13 protein-coding genes and 1 riboswitch are annotated in these 17208 nt (G+C 64.9%); of the genes, 7 read left to right on the top strand and 6 right to left on the bottom strand.

What is annotated here, in order from left to right; all coding sequences use genetic code 11:
- Positions 1-104 precede the first annotated feature (104 nt).
- Positions 105-1202 (top strand): M14 family metallopeptidase, encoded by a 1098-nt coding sequence (locus tag GGQ89_RS16350; protein ID WP_338112302.1) that lies wholly within the window; start codon positions 105-107, stop codon positions 1200-1202.
- 9 nt (positions 1203-1211) lie between these two features.
- Here the strand turns inward: GGQ89_RS16350 and GGQ89_RS16345 are convergent, their stop codons facing one another.
- Positions 1212-3011: a DUF885 domain-containing protein gene (locus GGQ89_RS16345; RefSeq protein ID WP_184106454.1), complete on the bottom strand. Its 1800-nt coding sequence runs from the start codon at positions 3009-3011 to the stop codon at positions 1212-1214.
- Positions 3012-3199: 188 nt separating this feature from the next.
- A complete protein-coding gene (locus tag GGQ89_RS16340; RefSeq protein WP_184106453.1) occupies positions 3200-5623 on the bottom strand; it encodes a S9 family peptidase in 2424 nt (807 codons plus the stop codon).
- A 126-nt stretch (positions 5624-5749) separates the two neighbouring features.
- Positions 5750-5859, top strand: a riboswitch (TPP riboswitch).
- A 61-nt stretch (positions 5860-5920) separates the two neighbouring features.
- Here GGQ89_RS16340 and GGQ89_RS16335 point away from each other — a divergent pair.
- The 4 genes from GGQ89_RS16335 (at position 5921) to GGQ89_RS16320 (ending at position 10494) form a co-directional block, all read left to right on the top strand.
- Complete coding sequence (locus GGQ89_RS16335; protein ID WP_184106452.1) at positions 5921-8191, top strand: TonB-dependent receptor; 2271 nt, start codon at positions 5921-5923, stop codon at positions 8189-8191.
- 2 nt (positions 8192-8193) lie between these two features.
- Positions 8194-9351 carry a phosphotransferase enzyme family protein gene (locus tag GGQ89_RS16330; protein ID WP_240456415.1) on the top strand — a complete coding sequence of 386 codons (1158 nt, stop codon included), beginning with the start codon at positions 8194-8196 and terminating at the stop codon, positions 9349-9351.
- Positions 9348-9908 carry a nicotinamide riboside transporter PnuC gene (gene pnuC, locus GGQ89_RS16325; protein ID WP_184106451.1) on the top strand — a complete coding sequence of 187 codons (561 nt, stop codon included), beginning with the start codon at positions 9348-9350 and terminating at the stop codon, positions 9906-9908. The genes GGQ89_RS16330 and pnuC overlap by 4 nt, the downstream gene beginning before the upstream one ends.
- Positions 9909-10032: 124 nt before the next feature.
- Entirely contained in the window at positions 10033-10494 is a 462-nt protein-coding gene (locus GGQ89_RS16320; RefSeq protein WP_244955802.1) for a cupin domain-containing protein, read from the top strand.
- A gap of 42 nt (positions 10495-10536) precedes the next feature.
- Here GGQ89_RS16320 and pncA read toward each other — a convergent pair whose 3' ends face one another.
- Entirely contained in the window at positions 10537-11154 is a 618-nt protein-coding gene (gene pncA, locus GGQ89_RS16315; protein ID WP_184106449.1) for a bifunctional nicotinamidase/pyrazinamidase, read from the bottom strand.
- A 141-nt stretch (positions 11155-11295) separates the two neighbouring features.
- Positions 11296-11541, bottom strand: a complete 246-nt coding sequence (locus GGQ89_RS16310) for a hypothetical protein (protein ID WP_184106459.1) — start codon at positions 11539-11541, stop codon at positions 11296-11298.
- Between the two features lie 240 nt (positions 11542-11781).
- Here GGQ89_RS16310 and GGQ89_RS16305 point away from each other — a divergent pair, with 240 nt between their 5' ends.
- On the top strand, positions 11782-12861 hold the full coding sequence (locus GGQ89_RS16305; RefSeq protein WP_184106448.1) for a helix-turn-helix transcriptional regulator: 1080 nt from the start codon (positions 11782-11784) through the stop codon (positions 12859-12861).
- 66 nt (positions 12862-12927) lie between these two features.
- On the opposite strand, the gene GGQ89_RS16300 is transcribed toward GGQ89_RS16305, so the two are convergent.
- Positions 12928-14094: a nucleotide sugar dehydrogenase gene (locus GGQ89_RS16300; protein ID WP_184106447.1), complete on the bottom strand. Its 1167-nt coding sequence runs from the start codon at positions 14092-14094 to the stop codon at positions 12928-12930.
- Between the two features lie 174 nt (positions 14095-14268).
- On the opposite strand from GGQ89_RS16300, the gene GGQ89_RS16295 reads away from it, so the two are divergent.
- Positions 14269-15876: a sugar transferase gene (locus GGQ89_RS16295; protein ID WP_342354527.1), complete on the top strand. Its 1608-nt coding sequence runs from the start codon at positions 14269-14271 to the stop codon at positions 15874-15876.
- A 387-nt stretch (positions 15877-16263) separates the two neighbouring features.
- Here GGQ89_RS16295 and GGQ89_RS16290 read toward each other — a convergent pair whose 3' ends face one another.
- Entirely contained in the window at positions 16264-17205 is a 942-nt protein-coding gene (locus tag GGQ89_RS16290) for a glycosyltransferase family 2 protein (RefSeq protein ID WP_184106445.1), read from the bottom strand.
- Positions 17206-17208 lie beyond the last annotated feature (3 nt).

Raw genomic sequence — 17208 nt, 5'->3', positions numbered from 1 at the left:
GATCCAGGCCAACCTCGTGTGACACTATCCCCAACGTCACCGCTGACACATCACCATCAATGTCGCTGACCAGTCACCGACGATGTCGCGCTACACAGTATGACGTGACCTTCACCTATGCCGGTTGGGGCACCTATGCGCGGCACCGTGCCACTGCCGACTGGCTGGAGGGTCGCTTCGGTCCGGCGGTTTCGACCGCGCTGACGGCGGCGGGGCATATTCCGATCATCTATCCCAGCCCGATCGATACGCGACATCCGGAAAAGGGCATACGCTACAGCCCCGAAGGGCCGCGCTATTCGACCGGATATGGCGATTTCATCGGCATGCCGACCGTGCTGGTCGAGAACCATATGCTCAAACCCTATCGTCAGCGCGTTCTTGGGACCTATGTCCTGCTGGAAGCCGCGCTGAAGGTCGCCGCCACCGATCGCGCCCGTATCGCCCAGGCCAAGGCCGCCGACCGGGCGAGCCGCCCCACCGAGTTGCTGACGCGGTGGAAGCCCGCCGCCGCGCCGATCGGCTGGATCGAGAATTTCAAGGGCGTCGCATTCGACACCTATCGATCACCCGCCTCCGGGCGCGACGAGCAGCGTTGGCTGGGCAAGCCGATCACCTTCCGGATGCCGATCATCGGGCAGCAGCCGGTCGAAACCGTTCGCCTGCCCAAGGCCTGGTGGATCCCGCCCGAGCAGACCGAGGTGATCGAACGGCTCCGCCTGCACGGCATCCGGTTCGAGACGACGCAAACGCCGCAGATCCGCAAGCTCGACCGGGTCCAACTGATCGACCCGAAGCTGTCCCAGCCCAATGAGGGACGCTATCCGATCACCGCACGCTTCGCCCATGCCAGTATCGAGCAGGAGATGCCGGCGGGCAGTGTCCGTGTTCGGGCCGACCAGCCGCTGGGCTTGCTGGCCGCCGCCCTGTTGGAACCCGAAAGCCAGGACTCGTTCCTGGCCTGGGGCTTTTTCCCGGAGATGCTGGCACCGGCGCCCAATACCGACGCCTATGTGCTCGCCGCTCTGGGAGAGCGACTTCTAGACACCGATGCCGATGTGAAGCGTCGCTTTGAGCAGAAGATCAAGGAAGAGCCCGCCTTCGCCGCCGACGCGGACGCCCGGCTGGCCTGGCTTTATGCCGAGGCCGGGCCGGGGCATCCCTATCCGCTTCGCTACCCGATCGCGCGCGAGGTGGACTGACGCGCGGCGTCAGACCGAGCGCGCCCGTTCCTCGACGATACGCTCGAGCATCGACAGCGGCATCGCGCCCGCTTCCAGCACGTCGTGGAAATGCTTCAGGTCGAAACGGCTGCCAGCGATCGCCCTGGCCTTTTCGCGGGCCCGCAGCCAGGCGGCATGGCCGATCTTGTAGCTGCAGGCTTGGCCGGGCGAGACGCAGTAGCGCTCAACCTCGCGCTGCGAACGGCCGGGGGCGAAGCCGACCGTGTCGACAAGATATCTGGTCGCCTGGTCGTGCGTCCAGCGCTTGGTATGGATGCCTGTATCGACCACCAGTCGTGCGGCGCGGAACAGGAAGGACTGAAGATAGCCCGCGCGCTCAACGGGTGAGGCATAGCCGCCCAGCTCGTCGGCCAGTTGCTCGGCATAAAGCGCCCAGCCTTCGAGATAGGCATTGAAAAAGGCGATCTTGCGCAGCGGATGGGTCGGCGCGCGCTGGGCGGTCGAAATCTGAAGGTGATGGCCCGGAACGCCCTCATGATAGGTCAGGCTGGGCAGCGTGTATTTGGGCCAGTCGTGGACGTTCTTGAGGTTGATCCAATAGATGGCCGCACGCGAACCATCGAGCGGGGCGCGGAAATAATAGCCGTTGGGTGCGCCGTCCTGGATTTCGGGCGCGACGCGGCGGATTTCCAGCGCGGCATTGGGCGGGTTCGTGAACGCCTGGGGCAGGCGGGCCTGCATCGCCTTCACGCTGGCGTTGAGGCTGGCGAGCAGTTCGGCGCGCCCAGCGTCGTCATCGGCGTATAGCTGCGCAGGCTGGCGGTTGAGCTGATCGAGGCGCGCACCGACGCTGCCTTGGGTCAGACCCTGGCCGCGCAGGATCGTGTCGAGCTGCGCGGTGAGCTCGGCGACCTGTTGCAGGCCCATGCGATGCACCGCATCGGGTGACAGGGTGGTGGTGGTCGCCTGTGCGAGCGCCGCAGCATACATGGCCTCGCCATCGGGTAGCGCCCAGATGCCCGCGGCACTGCGGGCCGAGGGGCGCAGCGAGCGCAGCAGGGCGATCTGGCGGTCGAGCGCGGGATAGACCTGTTCCGCCACGATCCGGGTCGCGCGCGCCTTCCAGTCGCCGCCGATATTCGCCGCGTCGGTGCGGCGGGTCAGCGCCTGGACCAGCTGGCTGTCGGCGGCGGCGGGCGACCGCAGCTTCGCCATCTGCCCCAGCGCGAGGTCGAGCGAGAAGTCGGGCGCCAGGCGGCCCTTGGCGGCTTCACGCCGCTGTACGTCGGTTTCGTTGTCGAGCTGACGCCCCATCAACGCGAGCCGGTCGAGATAGGCCTCGGCATCGTCCACGGTCTTCACCGGATGGGTCGAGGCCAGGAAGTCGGGCAGCGAGAAATACACGCCGTCCTGCTGCGAGATCGGATAGGGGCCCTGGGGCGAGGACAGGCCGAACTGCTCCGGGCCGATCATGTTCGATTTGATGTTGTAGAGCACGACCTCACGATCGATCCGCGCCTGGGGCGACAGCGCGGCGGGGTCGACGGCGGTGACGAGCGCAAGCGCCTTGTGGCTGCGGGCCAGGTTCTTGGCGATCGCGCCATAGCTGTTGTCGCCCAGCTGGTGGCGAAGGTCGGCATTCCGGCCGGTGTCCAGACCCAGCGAGGTCGCGAATTCGGGCGACTCGCGCACCGTCTCCGCCAGGACCTGATCGAAGGCGGTATTCAATCGCGCATCACCGGACGCCTGCGCGAAGGCGGACCGCGCGGGCAACATGGTCAGCCCGGCGGTGGCCGCGCCGGACATAATGAAGTTGCGACGATCCATGCCGTTTTTCCCCGTTATAAAGTTATTTACGGGAAGCTAGGCGACAAAGTGGTTGCTGGGCAAGCGGGCATATGATGCGGATCGTCCGTGTAAATACCTGCCCTCTCCCCTCTGTGAGGGGCGAGGGAGGCGTGCGTTTGGAAGGCCGATGGTCAAAGGCCCGTATGACCACGCACCATGAATGCCCGTCAGTCAGCCGCCACAGGCTGCTTCGGCTTGACGTAGCGGTCGAGCCAATCGGTCATCTGCCACAGTGTCTCCTCGGTCGATTCCAGCGCGCGATAGCCGTGCGGTTCGTTCGGCAGGACGACATAGCGGACGGTCGCGCCATTGCCCTTCAGCGCGGCGTACATGCGTTCCGACTGAATGGGGAAGGTGCCGCTATTGTCGTCGGCACCGCCATGGATGAGCAGGATGGGCGCCTTGATCCGGTCGGCATAGGTGAAGGGGCTCATCTCGGTATAGGTCGGCGTCGCCTGCCAATAGGTGCGCTGCTCGGCCTGGAAGCCGAACGGGGTCAGGGTGCGGTTATAGGCCCCTGACCGTGCGATCCCGGCGCGGAACAGATCGGTATGGGCCAGCAGATTGGCGGTCATGAACGCGCCATAGCTATGCCCGCCGACCGCCATGCGGGTCCGGTCGGCGACGCCCAGCTTCACCACCGCGTCGACCGCCGCCTGCGCATCCTCGCGCAGCTGTTTGACATAGGTGTCGTTCGCCTCCGCGCCGCCCTCGCCGATGATCGGCATCGCCGGATTGTCGAGGATCGCATAGCCCTGGGTCAGCAGGAACAGGTGGCTGATCCCTCGCGGCCGCACGAAGCGATTGCCCTGGTCGACCGTCTGTCCGGCAACCTTGGCGTCGGTATATTCGGCCGGATAGGCCCAGAGCAACGTCGGCAGCGGCCCGTCGCGCTTCGCATCGTAACCGGCGGGCAGATAGAGGGTAGCCGACAGCGGCACGCCATCGGCGCGACTATAGGTGATCGTCCGCTGGGTAACGCCCGCGAAGACGGGGGCGGGGTCGGCAAAGGCAGTGATCGCCTTCGCCCCGCCGCCCTTGACGGTACGGATCACGTAATTGGGGGCGAGCGTCGCGCTCTCCCGCCGGGTCAGGATGCGCTGGCCCTTGTCGTCGAGCATCGCGACGACCGGTTCGTAATAGGGGGCCTTGGCAGTCCAAAGCCGCTTCTGCTCGCCACCGGCCAGCGTCATGGTGGCGAGGAACGGGAAAGCCCCCGCCTTGGTCGCGCCCTCGCCGGTGACATAGATGCCGTCATGTTCGGGAGTGAAGCGCATCACCGGCTTGCCCGCCGCATTCTCCTCCAGGATCGGGCGGCCCGGATCGCCATATTGATCCTGATAATTGCGGGTCAGCAGCATCCGGCTCTGCCCCGGCCGCGACGGCGCGACGGCCAGACGGTGTTCGGTGCGGCTGCGCCATTCACGGTCGACGACCATGGCAAAGCCGTCATCGCCCCACATCGTCGTCGCATAGCGCGCCGGGGTCTGGGCCAGTTCGATCGGCGGGGCGTCGAAGGGCGCGGCCTGCATCATGACCTTGTCGTGGAAGGCGATCTTCACGCGCGGGTTGCCGCCGTCCAGCGCCTCGGCCCAGACCAGGGTCGCGGGCGCGTCGGACCGCCATTCCGCCTCACGCGGGCCCTTTACCGTCGCATCGAAATCGACCGGCAGGTCGTCGGCCAGCGGGCGGTCGACGAGCGTCTTCACCGGCTGGCCGTCGATGGTCGAGACCGCGATCTCGGTCGGAAAGAAACGGGCGGGCAGCAGATAGGAATAGGGCCGCTTCAGCCGCTCGGTCAGCAGGTAGCGGCCATCGGGCGAGACGCTGAAATCACGGATCAGGCCGGGCGTGCCGATCGGCCGGGCGGTGTCGTCCAAGCCGATGCGGACGAGCTGTCCGGTGAAATAATGGTCGAACAGCGCCTCGTCATGCGCGTCGCCGAGGAGATCTTCATAGGTGCGCGCGGCCGACGTCCGGCCGCTGCTTTCCTGCACGATCGGCCCGGTCGGCGTCGTCGCGGCGGCGGGCGGAGACCCACGCCCGGCGGGAACCGTATAGGCGACCAGCGACCGGCTGTCCGGCATCCAGACGAACGGCGTGCCGAAGGCGCCGTTCAGCCCCCGTGCGACCGCCCGCGCCCGGCCATCGCGCTCGGCGACCCAGAGCGACAGGCCGTCCGTATCCTGCGCATAGAAGGCGAGGCGGCTGCCGTCGGGCGACCAGTCCGGCGACGCGAAGCGCATTCCGCTGGGCAACTGGACCGCGACGGTCCGGCCGCTGCCGATGTCCTTGAAGCTCAGCGCGTTCAGCCATTGGACGCGGACCTCGGCCTGGCCGTTGGTCGCGGGATCGATGCGATAGCCGCCGAGGCGCAGGATCGGCTTCGACAGATTGGCGATCGTCGGCAGGTTCTCCCGCCCCAGGATCGCGAGCGTGCGGTGGTCGGGACTGACCGCGACGGCCGGGGTCGGCGGGTTTTCCAGCGCCTTGGCGATGGCATCGGGTGCGCGGTGATAGGTGGTGCCGGGCGTCTGCGCATGGGCAGTGGTGGCAAGCAGCAGAGCGATCAGGCAGGCACCAGCGCGCATTCGTAACCCCTTATGATGAATGGCGGATCATGTGCCACGGGCGCGTCGGGCCTGCCAGTCCTTTCGGGGTTTGCGGCAAGGCCAGAGGCGATAAGCATTTGCATGCGGCGCATAACCGCCTAGACGGCGCCATCCCCGGGGGGCCGCTGATGCGCGGTTGAGAGATGGGCAGCAGCCCATGACCCGCTGAACCTGATCCGGGTCATACCGGCGTAGGGAGGGTACGCGGCTCTTCCGTCGTCCCTCCGTGAAGTGGACGAAGAGACGATGCCGGTTGTGATTTCGCGCGATCAGACGATGATCCGCCTTGGTGCCCTGATGCTGTCCGCCGCGTGGCCGGTGACCGCGTTGGCGCAGCAAGCCCCCGATGCCCCTGCGGATATCCGCGTGATCGGCCACCGCGATCCCGAAGGCCTGCTGCCCGATCAGACCGCGCCCCATGCGGTCAGCGAGGTCGCGACCGACTTCATCGTCAAGCAGGCGCCGACCCAGAACGCCTTCCAGCTGGTCAACCTGCTGCCCGGCGCAAACGTCGCCTCCAGCGACCCTTACGGCCTGTCGACCAGTTCCAGCCTGACGCTGCGCGGCCTGGGGCAGGACGAGATCGGGGTGCTGATGGAGGGCGCGCCGCAAAATGATATCGGCTATTATTACGCCTATCCGTCGCAATTCGCCGATACGGAGAATCTACGTCGCATCGCGCTGTCGCCGGGATCGGTGGATCTCGATGCGCCGACCGTCGTGGGGGCGGGCGGTTTGCTGTCGCTGAGCCTCGACGATCCCAAGGCGACCCGGCAAATGCTCGCCGACCTGGCGCTCGGTTCCTATGCCATGCGCCGTGTCTTCGTCCGGGTCGATACGGGGGAGATCGGGAGCACGGGCCTGAAGGCGTTCGTCTCCTATTCCAACACACGCGCGGACAATTGGCGGGGGGCGGGATATGACACGCGCCAGCATGTCGATGCCAAGCTGCTGCGTGAGTGGGGCAATGGCAACCGGGCCAGCCTGGCGCTGTCGTACAACGACGCCAATTCCTCCGCTTACCCCAGCCCGACGCTGGCGGAGTGGCAGACGCAAGGGCGCCGGTTCAATTACGACGCGCGCTATAGGCCGGGCGATACCAATTACTGGGAACTGTACCGCGCGCCGTTCCGCAATCTCTATGCCTCGGCACCGGTGCATCTGGTGCTGTCGGACCGGCTGACCTTCGATAGCACGAGCTATCTCCAGTTCGGTTATGGCAATTCGCCTTATGGCACGCAGCTGGCGACGACCGGCAACTTCCTGGGCAATGAGGAACTGACCCAGCCGATCACCTTGCCCGGGGCGGTGGACGGCGTGGCGACGGTGCTGGGCAACTATACCGGCGACCAGATGCGGGCCGGGCAGGTCGCCAAGCTGACTTTGCAGGCGGGCATCCACCGGCTGACGGCGGGGTTGTGGTTCGATTACGGCACCGACCGGGTGACGCAGACCTATACGTCGGTCGATGCGGACGGTCGCCCCGCCGACCGCTGGGGCTATCGCAGCCGGGCGATCCGCACCGCCGACGGCCGTCTGCTCGCCTATGAGAACCAGCGTACCGTCACCGTGACGAAGAGCGTGTTCCTCGCCGACAGCATCGCGCTGACCCCGCGCCTGACGGTCGATATCGGCTTCAAGGGCGTCAACCTGCTGCGCAACGGCCGCAACTATCTGCCGGGGCCGCAGAGCGCGGTCCGCCGCAACAGCTTCGTCGCCCTGCCGCGTGCTGCCGTCCACTACGCGATCGACGACCGGCAGCAGCTGTTCGCCAACGTCACCACCAATTTCCGAACGCCCAACGAATTCACGCTCTACGACAGCTATTATGGCGGCGTCGTCACGACGCGCGGCACGGATGCGCTGAAGAACGAATATTCGGTGTCGCAGGAACTGGGCTATCGCTATATCGGCCCCAGCCTGTCGGCGTCCGTGACCGGCTTCCACTACAAGTTCCGCAACCGCCAGCTGGCGACCGTGATCGATAATGGTGGTGCGTTGGTCAATTCGACGCTGAATGCCGGGGGGCAGACCTCTTACGGTGTCGATGGCGAGATCGACTATCGCCCCGCCAAGGGCGTCAGCGTCTATGTCTCGGGCGAATATTTGCGTGCGCGGATCGACGACGATCTGCCGGTGGGCACGGACTTTCTGCCGACGCGGGGCAAGCGGGCGGTGTCGAGCCCGACCTTCCAGATCGGCGGCGGCGGCACCTATGACGATGGGCTGTTGTTCGGCAGCATCGCGGGCAAATATGTCGGCCGCCAATATGCCACCTTCATGAATGACGAGAGCATTCTCGGCTATGCGACGCTGGACCTCGCGGTCGGCGTGCATCTGGCCGATTGGCTCGACGGCAAGCGGACCGATTTGCGACTGAACGCAATCAACGTCACCAATCCGCGTGTCCTGGCGGGTGTCCAGGCGGTGACCACCAACGCTCGCGATACGATCGGGCGCGGTGGCACGGTCATTACGGGCAATGCGCCGGGCTATTATGTCGGCGGCGGTGCGGCGGTGGTCGCCACCGTGTCGCGCGCCTTCTGAGGATGAGCGGGGCAGGCGATCCGGGCGAGGCACACCGCGTGCACGGCATGGGACTGGCGATGGAAGCCCCCACCTGGCCCGCCATCACACCCGACGAAGCGGCGGCGGTGCTGGCGTGCTTTCCGGATGCACCCGCCATCGAAGCGCTGCACTGGCATTCGCCGCGTCCCTTTTCCGCTGCGACGCTGATCCATACCGGCGGCGACGCGCTGCTGCTGAAGCGGCATGATCGCCGGGTGCGGAGCGTGGCGGGACTGGCGGAGGAGCACGGTTTCATCGCCCATCTCGCCGCCGCCGGAATGCCCGTGCCGGACCTGTTGCGCACCGGCGAAGGGACGAGTGCGATCTCGCGGGGTGACTGGACCTATGAGCTTCACCGGCGGGCGCCTGGAGAGGATCTGTATCGGGACTGTTTGTCCTGGACGCCCTTTCAGTCCCATGGCCATGCCCATGCCGCCGGGGTCGCACTCGCGCGGTTGCATCGCGCTTCCGAAGGTTATGCCGCTCCAGCGCGCATCGTGCAGCCTCTGGTCGGCAGCCTCTCGATCCTGTCCGCCGTCGATCCGATAGCGGCGGCTCAGGCCTATGTCGATGCCCGGCCTGCGCTCGGGGCGTTTCTCGAAAAACGGCCATGGCATAAGAGCTTGGCGTCTCTATTTGCCACGTCGGGCGAAGGGATTGCGGCTTTGCTGGCCCTGCAAAAGCCCTTGTGGACCCATAATGACTGGCATCCCTCCAACCTGTTTTGGGCAGCGGACGGCCAGGTCGAAACCGTGTTCGACTTCGGGCTGGCCGACCGGACCTGCGCGGCGCATGATCTGGCGACCGCGATCGAGCGGACGGCCTTTGCCTGGTTGGACCTGGGGGAGGGGCGGGACGACCATATCGCCGATCCCATGGCCGCGCTGTCCCTGATCGCCGGATATGAAACGATCCGCCCGCTCGATGCCGTCGCGAAGGAGACGATCGTCCGGCTCCTGCCGCTGGTGCATATCGAGTTCGCCTTGTCCGAGATCGACTATTTTGCCGGGGCGGTCGGTGATCCCGATGCGGCCTTGATCGCATGGGACGGGTATCTTCTGGGCCATGCCGACTGGTTTCAATCGGTCGCGGGTCGGGAATTCCTCGCCTGCCTTCGCGCGGGGCTCAACCTGTCATGACGGCACTGGAAATCGCGGCGGTCGCCATCAGCTTCCTGGCGATCTGGCTGACGGCACGGCGCAACGTCTTCTGCTGGCCGCTGAACCTCGTCGCCTGCGCGCTCTACTTCAAGCTGTTCCTCGACGTGCGGCTCTATGCCGACATGGCGCTGCAGGCGGTGTTCGGCATCGGCATCGTCTATGGCTGGATCGTCTGGCACCGTAATCGGAACGCCACCGGCGCGGTCGTCGTAAAGCCTTTGACACGCGCGAAAGCCGGGGCGGGTCTAGCGATCGGCGCGCTGGGGGCGGTGGCGATCGGCTGGTTCACCAGTCGCCACACCGATGCGGCGCTGCCATGGCTGGACGCGACGCTCAGCAGTTTCAGCCTGGTCGCGCAATATTGGACCGCGCGGCGGCACCGTGAGAATTGGCTGCTCTGGATCGCGGTCGATATCGTTTATGTGGGCATGTTCCTGTTCAAGGGCCTGATGCTGACCGCTGGGCTGTATGCGGTAATGATCGGCCTTGCGGTCATCGGCTATCGCGATTGGCGGGCGGCTGCGTCGCGCGACTGACGGATGGCAATTCGGCTGCGGACCTGTTGCCGCGACCATCGCTTGGTGCAACAACGATCCCATAACAGGGAGAGGTTGTAAGATGCCGATTTCAATCAGGAAAATATCCGCTGTCATCGCCTCGATGCTGCTGGCGTCGATCAGCGTGATGGCGCAATCGGGCGACGTTCCGACCGGTCCTGGGGCCTCCGACTTTGCGAGCGCCAAGGAGGTTCGCGGGCAGATCGCGGCGATGCTGGCCGATATGAAGCCGGGCCAGGGCTTCGCATGGCGTCCGCTGGTCCGCGACGGCGCTCGCGTCGCGGCGATCGAGATATGGAAAAAGCCCGGCCGTCCGGCGGTTCATCCGGCAGAGGCGGAATATGCCATCGTGCTGGAAGGTGCCGGTACGCTGATCTCGGGCGGTACCCTCGTCGCCCCGGTCACAAACCGTGCCGATCTGATCGAGGGGGAGCGGATCGAGGGCGGAACGACGCACCCGCTTCGGCCCGGCGACGTAGTGCTGCTGCCAGCGGGTGTGCCGCACTGGTTCGGGATCACCGGCGATCGTCTGGTGCTGCTGGGGACCAAGCTACCCGCCCGATGAACCGGGGGCGGGGCGTATGGCGTCACGGAATGTCGCTGCGTCCTAGACGAAACGGACATCGGCCGCGCGGAACCGAGCCTCCGCCTCGTCGATCGTTGTGCCGTTGTCGAGCGGCATGCCGATCGCCCGTGTGTGATCCTTCAGGATGACGGCCTCAAAGCCTTCGCGCCGGGCATCCAGGGCCGACCAGGCCACGCAAAAGTCATAGGCCAGCCCGACAAACACGCATCGCCGGACCTGCTTGTCACGGAGATAGCCCGCAAGCCCGGTCTTCGTCGTCCGGTCATTTTCGTAGAAGGCCGAATAGGAATCGACCTGCGGATTACAGCCTTTTCGGATGATCAGGTCGGCACGGTCGATTGCGCCTTGCACGCCGGGATGGAATTCGGCCCCGGTAGTTCCCTGGATGCAGTGATCAGGCCACAACACCTGTTCGCCATAAGGCATAGAAATCCTGTCAAAGGGCTGTCGACCGGCATGGCTGCTTGCAAAAGACAGATGGCCCGCAGGATGCCAGTCCTGCGTGATGACGACATGGCGAAAATGCGAGGCGAGTGCGTCGATGCCCGCCATGATTTCGTCGCCACCCGCTACGGCCAATCGACCGCCGGGACAGAAATCCATTTGCGGATCGACGATGATGAGGGCGTCCGACTCCATGATGGCTTGATCGTCTGTCAGAGGCCGGCTTCCCATCTGCGTCTCCCTTGCAAGCGGAAGCGGTTTAGGATCAGTGGAACCCTATGACCAGCGTCGGCGCGACATGGCCATAGGGTGAAAGACAGCGAAACCGCTGCGTGGTCAGCTCGGATGGGCGGCGCTAATGATCGCGGCTTCTTCGTCCTCGATAGGCATCACGGTGTCATCGCCGGGGGACATGCCATCGGCACCTTGGCCCAGCGCTTCGTCCGCCGATGCGGCATCGCCGCTGGCCAGTTCCATCTGCTCATAGGCGATCTCGAGATCCTGCACGCCCGATCCGGTCGGCTGGATAGGCAGATCGGCAAAGCTGGCAGGTTCTGGGGCTGTAGGTACTTCCTGGGACATGACCTTCTCCTTCTTGCCCGGGACCAACGCACGGTCCGCGATTTCGAAGCAGGTTCTGCCGGCTGGCAGGGATTAGGGCCATCACCAGCCATTCGGCAGGAGCGATCCTGGGCTGTGACGGGCGGCACCTATTGCAAGGTAAGAGCCCCATGCCGGGGCCAAATCATTAATCCATGTTGCATATAAGCAAAAATTCGGCTCTCAAATGGTGGTTTATACATCCGATCCGGATCTATGTTCATGGTTGATGCAACAGTGTTGGCCAGCCTGTACGAAGCTGGCGGCTCGCCCGAGAAATGGCCGGACATGCTCGACCTCATCGCGGGGTCGGTGGGCGCACGCGGGGGTATCATTTTCTCGGCGACGGACGGTACCGGGTTCCACATGGCGTCGCCGGGCGTGGCCGAACTCTTTGCGGACTATGTCGCCGAAGGATGGATGGAGAGGAACGAGCGGGGTGCGCCGCTGGTCCATCAACGTTCGCCGCAATTCGTGACGGATACGGACGTTCGCAGCCTCGACGATATCGCAACAATGTCCGTCTACCAGGACTTCTTCAAACCACGCGGCGCCTGCGCGGGGGCCGGGACGCTGCTGCAGGGCGCGCATCACGACATGCTCGTGATGACGATCGAGGCGTTTGAAAGCCATGAGGCCGCAAGGGCCGCTCTGCCGCATCTGGATGCGCTTCGTCCGCACATCGGCCGGGCGATGAGCTTGGCGTCGCAGATCCAGAATGCCCGTGCGCAGGGGCTGGTCGACGGGCTGGCGCTGATCGGGTCGGCGGCGGCGATCGTCGGGGCGAATGGTCGGCTACGAGCCACCAATCAGGCGTTCCGCGACCAGTTTGGGTCCTTGGCCTCCGATCATCACGCAACACTGTGCTTCGCCGATCCGCACGCAAATGCTGCCTTGAAGACCGCACTTTCGATGCCGGGTCGGCTCCGCCATCAGGCTGGATCGATCGTCGTGCGTGACAGGGCGGGGACACCGATCCAGGTCATGCATATCGTCCCGCTGGTGCGCTCCGCGCGCGACCTGTTCGAAAGTGACGGACTGCTGCTGCTGACCGCCGGTGGTGAAAACCGGGCGATCCCGGGCGCGGATCTGCTTCGCCTATTGTTCGACCTGACCCCGACCGAGGCGCGGCTGGCGCGTCATCTGGCGGAAGGCGTCGCGTTGCAGGATGCGGCGGCACATCTGGGTATGACCTACGGCACCGCCCGCGTGCACCTGCGCGCGGTATTTCAGAAGACGGGGGTGCGGCGGCAGAGCGAGTTGGTCGGCCTGCTCGGCCGGTACAGCTCGCCCTTCGCATAAGGCGTCGGCTTCACCGGCCGAGGATGGACGGGGCCGAAGCGAGGATGCTCCGGCCCCGCAAGCCGATTAGTCCGAACCGAAGATGTCGCGGGTGAACAGCTTTTCGGGGCAGTCCGCCAGTTCCGGTGCGTTGCGGTTGGCGATGATGACATCGCATTCCGCCTTGAACGCATCCAGATCGCGCACGACGCGCGAGCCGAAGAACTGGTCTTCTTCCAGCGCGGGTTCGTACACGACGACCTCGATGCCCTTCGCCTTTACGCGCTTCATGATGCCCTGGATCGAGGACTGGCGGAAATTGTCCGAACCGGCCTTCATCGTGAGGCGGAAGACGCCCATCTTGCGCGGGCGGCGGGCAATGATCTGATCGGCCAGGAAATCCTTGCGCGTGCGATTCGCGTCGACGATCGCGCGGATCAGGTTCTGCGGGACTTCGGAATAATTGGCCAGCAGCTGCTTGGTGTCCTTGGGCAGGCAGTAGCCGCCATAACCGAAGCTGGGGTTGTTGTAATGCGTGCCGACGCGCGGATCCAGGCCGATGCCCTCGATGATCTGGCGCGTGTCCATGTTCCCGGCGATCGCATAGCTGTCCAGTTCGTTGAAGAAGGCGACGCGCATCGCAAGATAGGTGTTGGCGAACAGCTTGATCGCTTCGGCCTCTCGCGCGTCGGTGAAGAGGATGGGGGCATCCTTCTTCTCGGCACCTTCCAGCAACAGGTTGGCGAAGGTGCGCGCCCGCTCCGACCGCTCGCCCACGATGATGCGCGAGGGGTGGAGATTGTCGTACAGCGCGCGGCCTTCGCGCAGGAATTCGGGGCTGAAGATGACCTGCTCGGTCTTCAGGCGCGCGCGGACATCGTCGACGAAGCCGACGGGGATGGTCGACTTGACGACGACGGTCGCGTTCGGCGCATGGATGGTCGCCTGCTCGATGACCGCCTCGACCGAACTGGTGTTGAACTTGTTGGTGTCGACGTCATAATTGGTCGGCGTCGCCACGATCACGAAATCCGCACCGGCCAGCGCCTGCGCCGCGTCCGTGGTCGCGGACAGCGAAAGCGTGCGGTTGGCCAGGAACTCTTCCAGTTCGGTGTCGATGATCGGCGACTTGCGGTCATTGACCATCGCCACCCGCTCGACCGAGATGTCGACCGCAACGACGTCGTTGTGCTGGGCGAGCAATACGGCATTGGACATGCCGACATAACCGAGGCCGAAAACAGCGATCTTCATTCGTCAAACCCCATAAGCTGGACCCGTTCAGAGCCTTTGCCGCTTGGGACTAGCCGTGCGGCGCCCCCCCGGACAACCCCCTATGGACGCCCGACACCTCCACAAACTGCCCTTGGGTGGGACGGTCGCGAAAAGAGCACCGTCCACCTGTCCCGCAGGCCCTGGAAAAATGCCATGCTGCAGTGCGATGAAGGGTTGACAAGCCGGGAAACGCCTCATTTTTTAACCCATAAGGGCCTGTTTTTGCGTCATGGACGGTTAATTACCAGGTTTTTAGGCTTGGCATCGGCATTCCACCGTGAGACGATGTTGCAGCGCAAAATATCTATTCGGAATGAGGCGCTGCGGCTACATTCATACGGTATCAACAGAAACCAGAGCAGGTGGGCTGTCATGGAAATGCGGACATTCCAAGGCGAAGCGCCACGGCAAAGGGTCAAGCGTTTGAATATTCCGGCATCGATTCTCCGTTTTCGCGCGCTTGTCGCCCTGATCTTGATAGACTTGGCCTGCCTGTTGGGCGGCTTTGTTGCGGCGGTTAGTCTGCGAGTGGCCCTGGCGGGACATACGCGCTGGGGTGTGGCGATTGCGACGCTGGTAGCCGTGTACTTCATCACGTCCTTTTCGATCCGCGCCTATGACCAGGACAATCTCCAGAACCCGCGCTATGCTGCATCGCAAGGCGCCAAGGCATTGCTGCTTTCTGTCTGCGCCGTCATCCTGTTGGCCTTCGTGTTCCAGGCGAGCGAGGATTTCCCGCGCGCGGTGATGGCGCTGGGCGCGCTGACCGGCACCATCCTGATCGTTAGTGCACGCTATGCTTTTGTCCGGAACATGACGTCGATCATCGGCGGAAACCCGTTCACCGTAATGCTGCTGCGCGACGGCCAGGCCCCGGTGCCGGATGGCGACTTTTCGCAGGTGGTGGAGACGGGCGACCGCTTCGACCCCGATCTGCACGATCCCATCATGTACGACCGTCTGGCGCGACTCGTCGCCAGCGCCGACCGCGTGGTCGTTGCCTGCCCGCCCGAGCGTCGGATCGCCTGGGCCAGCGCGCTCAAGGGTACCGGGGTGCAGAGCGAGATCTTCGTGCCCGAACTGTCGAAGCTGGCGCCGCTGGGCATTTCGTCCTGCGCCAACACGCCGACCATGATCGTGACGGTCGGGCCGCTGGGACTGTTCGACCGCTTCCTCAAGCGGCTGTTCGACATCGCCGTTTCGGGGCTGGCCCTGTTCCTGCTGGCGCCGGTGCTGGGCATCATCGCGGTGGCGGTCAAGGTGACGAGCCCGGGCCCGATCCTGTTCCGTCAGGTTCGCATCGGCTGGGGCAACGAGATGTTCCACATCCTGAAGTTCCGCAGCATGTATGTCGAGGGCAGCGACGGGGCGGGCAACCGTTCCGCCTCGCGCGACGACGACCGTATCACCAAGGTCGGCCGCTTCATCCGCATGACCAGCATGGATGAGCTGCCGCAGATCATCAACGTGCTGAAGGGCGACATGAGCATCGTCGGCCCGCGCCCGCACGCGCTGGGTTCGCGCGCCGCCGAGAAGCTGTTCTGGGAAGTCGATGGCCGCTACTGGCATCGCCACTCGGTCAAGCCGGGGTTGACCGGCCTGGCGCAGGTGCGTGGCTTCCGGGGCGCGACGGTGATCGAGGACGATCTGCGCAACCGGCTCCAGGCCGATCTAGAATATCTGGAGCATTGGTCGATCTGGCGCGACCTGCGCATCGTGCTGCAGACGTTCCAGGTCCTGCTTCACCGCAACGCATATTGATGGTCATGCGAGCCCCGGTTTCGGCCGGGACGCCCCAGGCATGGTGGCGCAACGAAAAGGCGGCTCCGGTCCATGACCGAGGCCGCCTTTTCGTTTGTGGGGCCCCGCGATGCTGACGTTCGGCCGAGGCTACCTTGCAAGATGATGTGACAGGCGGTCAGACTTCGCGGAGGGACATCGGTTCGTGCGAACCGCAGGCGCGTCCCCGTGGATAAAGCGCCACGACACCGCTGAACCTCCACCCCGGCAAAGGCCGGGGCCCAGTTGCGACACCATATGAAGAATGGGAAGCGTCTTCCCGGCTGGATTGCGGCCCCCGCCGCGATGGTCAGGCAGGATTGCGGGGCCCCCGATAGGGACCCAATTACCCAGCCGATCCCCGAGCCTTCAGCCCTTCATCTTGGACGGGGCATATTCCTGATAGGCGTGACCCAATATGCCCATCGTCAGGCCCGCCCCGCGCAGCAGATGGACCATCGCGCGCCCGCCCCAATAGGGCGAAACCAGCATGGCGGGCGACATGGCGGCGCCCAGTCCCATGCGGACGACGCCGCGCGCCAGTTGCTTGGCCTTTTCGGCGTTTGTCCCCTCGATCCGGGTCGCGACGGCGAAGGTGTTGCCCAGCCGATATTGCCGCTGGCGCTGCCACTTCATCGTCAGTCGGTTGACCGGGAACATGTCATAGACCAGCGCTTCGCTCGACCAGTGGATGCGGATGCCGCGCCGAAACGCCTGGTTGAAGAACAGATAGTCGCTGCCGCCGGTAAAGCGCATCCGCGCATCGAAGCGCAGGTCAAGCGCGCGGAACCGCGCCAAGTCGAACATCACATTGTTCGACGCCGCGAAATTCAGCTTCTCGCCCTCGCGATAGCGCTTGCGGTCGTAGAGCTTGCTGCGACGAAGCCAGTCGTCGACCGGCCCCTCGAACACCGGCTCGATCGGGCCATAGACGCAGTCCGCCCCCGTCGCCGCGCGCGTGCGCAGCATCGAGTCCAGCCAGCCATCGACCGGCCACTCGTCATCGTCGAGGAAGCAGAACAATTCGGTCGTCGCAGGCGCGCTGTCCATCGCCCGGTTGCGCGCGATGGGAATGCCCTGTTGCGGCTCGATCACGTAATGCAGGTCATATTCGGGGTGATCGGCATGGGCCATCACCGCATCGCGGCTGCTGCCGCCTGCGTCATTGTCGACCACGACGATGCTCAGCCGCCAGGGCCGTGCCGGATCGCGATGCTGGTTCCGCATGACGCGCAGCAGCTTGTCGATCCCCTCGGGCCGCTTGAAGGTGAGAACACCGAGGGTGACGTGGACGGGGGCGGTGTCGGCCATCGC

The organism is Sphingomonas yabuuchiae, from assembly GCF_014199595.1.
Classification (GTDB): domain Bacteria; phylum Pseudomonadota; class Alphaproteobacteria; order Sphingomonadales; family Sphingomonadaceae; genus Sphingomonas; species Sphingomonas yabuuchiae.
This window is presented reverse-complemented; position numbering and strand designations above follow the sequence as displayed.

Excerpts from the sequence above, each read along its gene's own strand:
- GGQ89_RS16345 (WP_184106454.1), bottom strand. The coding sequence starts at position 3,011 with ATGGATCGTCGCAACTTCATTATGTCCGGCGCGGCCACCGCCGGGCTG.
- GGQ89_RS16340 (WP_184106453.1), bottom strand. The coding sequence starts at position 5,623 with ATGCGCGCTGGTGCCTGCCTGATCGCTCTGCTGCTTGCCACCACTGCC.
- GGQ89_RS16335 (WP_184106452.1), top strand. The coding sequence starts at position 5,921 with ATGATCCGCCTTGGTGCCCTGATGCTGTCCGCCGCGTGGCCGGTGACC.
- GGQ89_RS16330 (WP_240456415.1), top strand. The coding sequence starts at position 8,194 with ATGAGCGGGGCAGGCGATCCGGGCGAGGCACACCGCGTGCACGGCATG.
- pnuC (WP_184106451.1), top strand. The coding sequence starts at position 9,348 with ATGACGGCACTGGAAATCGCGGCGGTCGCCATCAGCTTCCTGGCGATC.
- GGQ89_RS16320 (WP_244955802.1), top strand. The coding sequence starts at position 10,033 with ATGCTGCTGGCGTCGATCAGCGTGATGGCGCAATCGGGCGACGTTCCG.
- pncA (WP_184106449.1), bottom strand. The coding sequence starts at position 11,154 with ATGGAGTCGGACGCCCTCATCATCGTCGATCCGCAAATGGATTTCTGT.
- GGQ89_RS16310 (WP_184106459.1), bottom strand. The coding sequence starts at position 11,541 with ATGTCCCAGGAAGTACCTACAGCCCCAGAACCTGCCAGCTTTGCCGAT.
- GGQ89_RS16305 (WP_184106448.1), top strand. The coding sequence starts at position 11,782 with ATGGTTGATGCAACAGTGTTGGCCAGCCTGTACGAAGCTGGCGGCTCG.
- GGQ89_RS16300 (WP_184106447.1), bottom strand. The coding sequence starts at position 14,094 with ATGAAGATCGCTGTTTTCGGCCTCGGTTATGTCGGCATGTCCAATGCC.
- GGQ89_RS16295 (WP_342354527.1), top strand. The coding sequence starts at position 14,269 with ATGCTGCAGTGCGATGAAGGGTTGACAAGCCGGGAAACGCCTCATTTT.
- GGQ89_RS16290 (WP_184106445.1), bottom strand. The coding sequence starts at position 17,205 with ATGGCCGACACCGCCCCCGTCCACGTCACCCTCGGTGTTCTCACCTTC.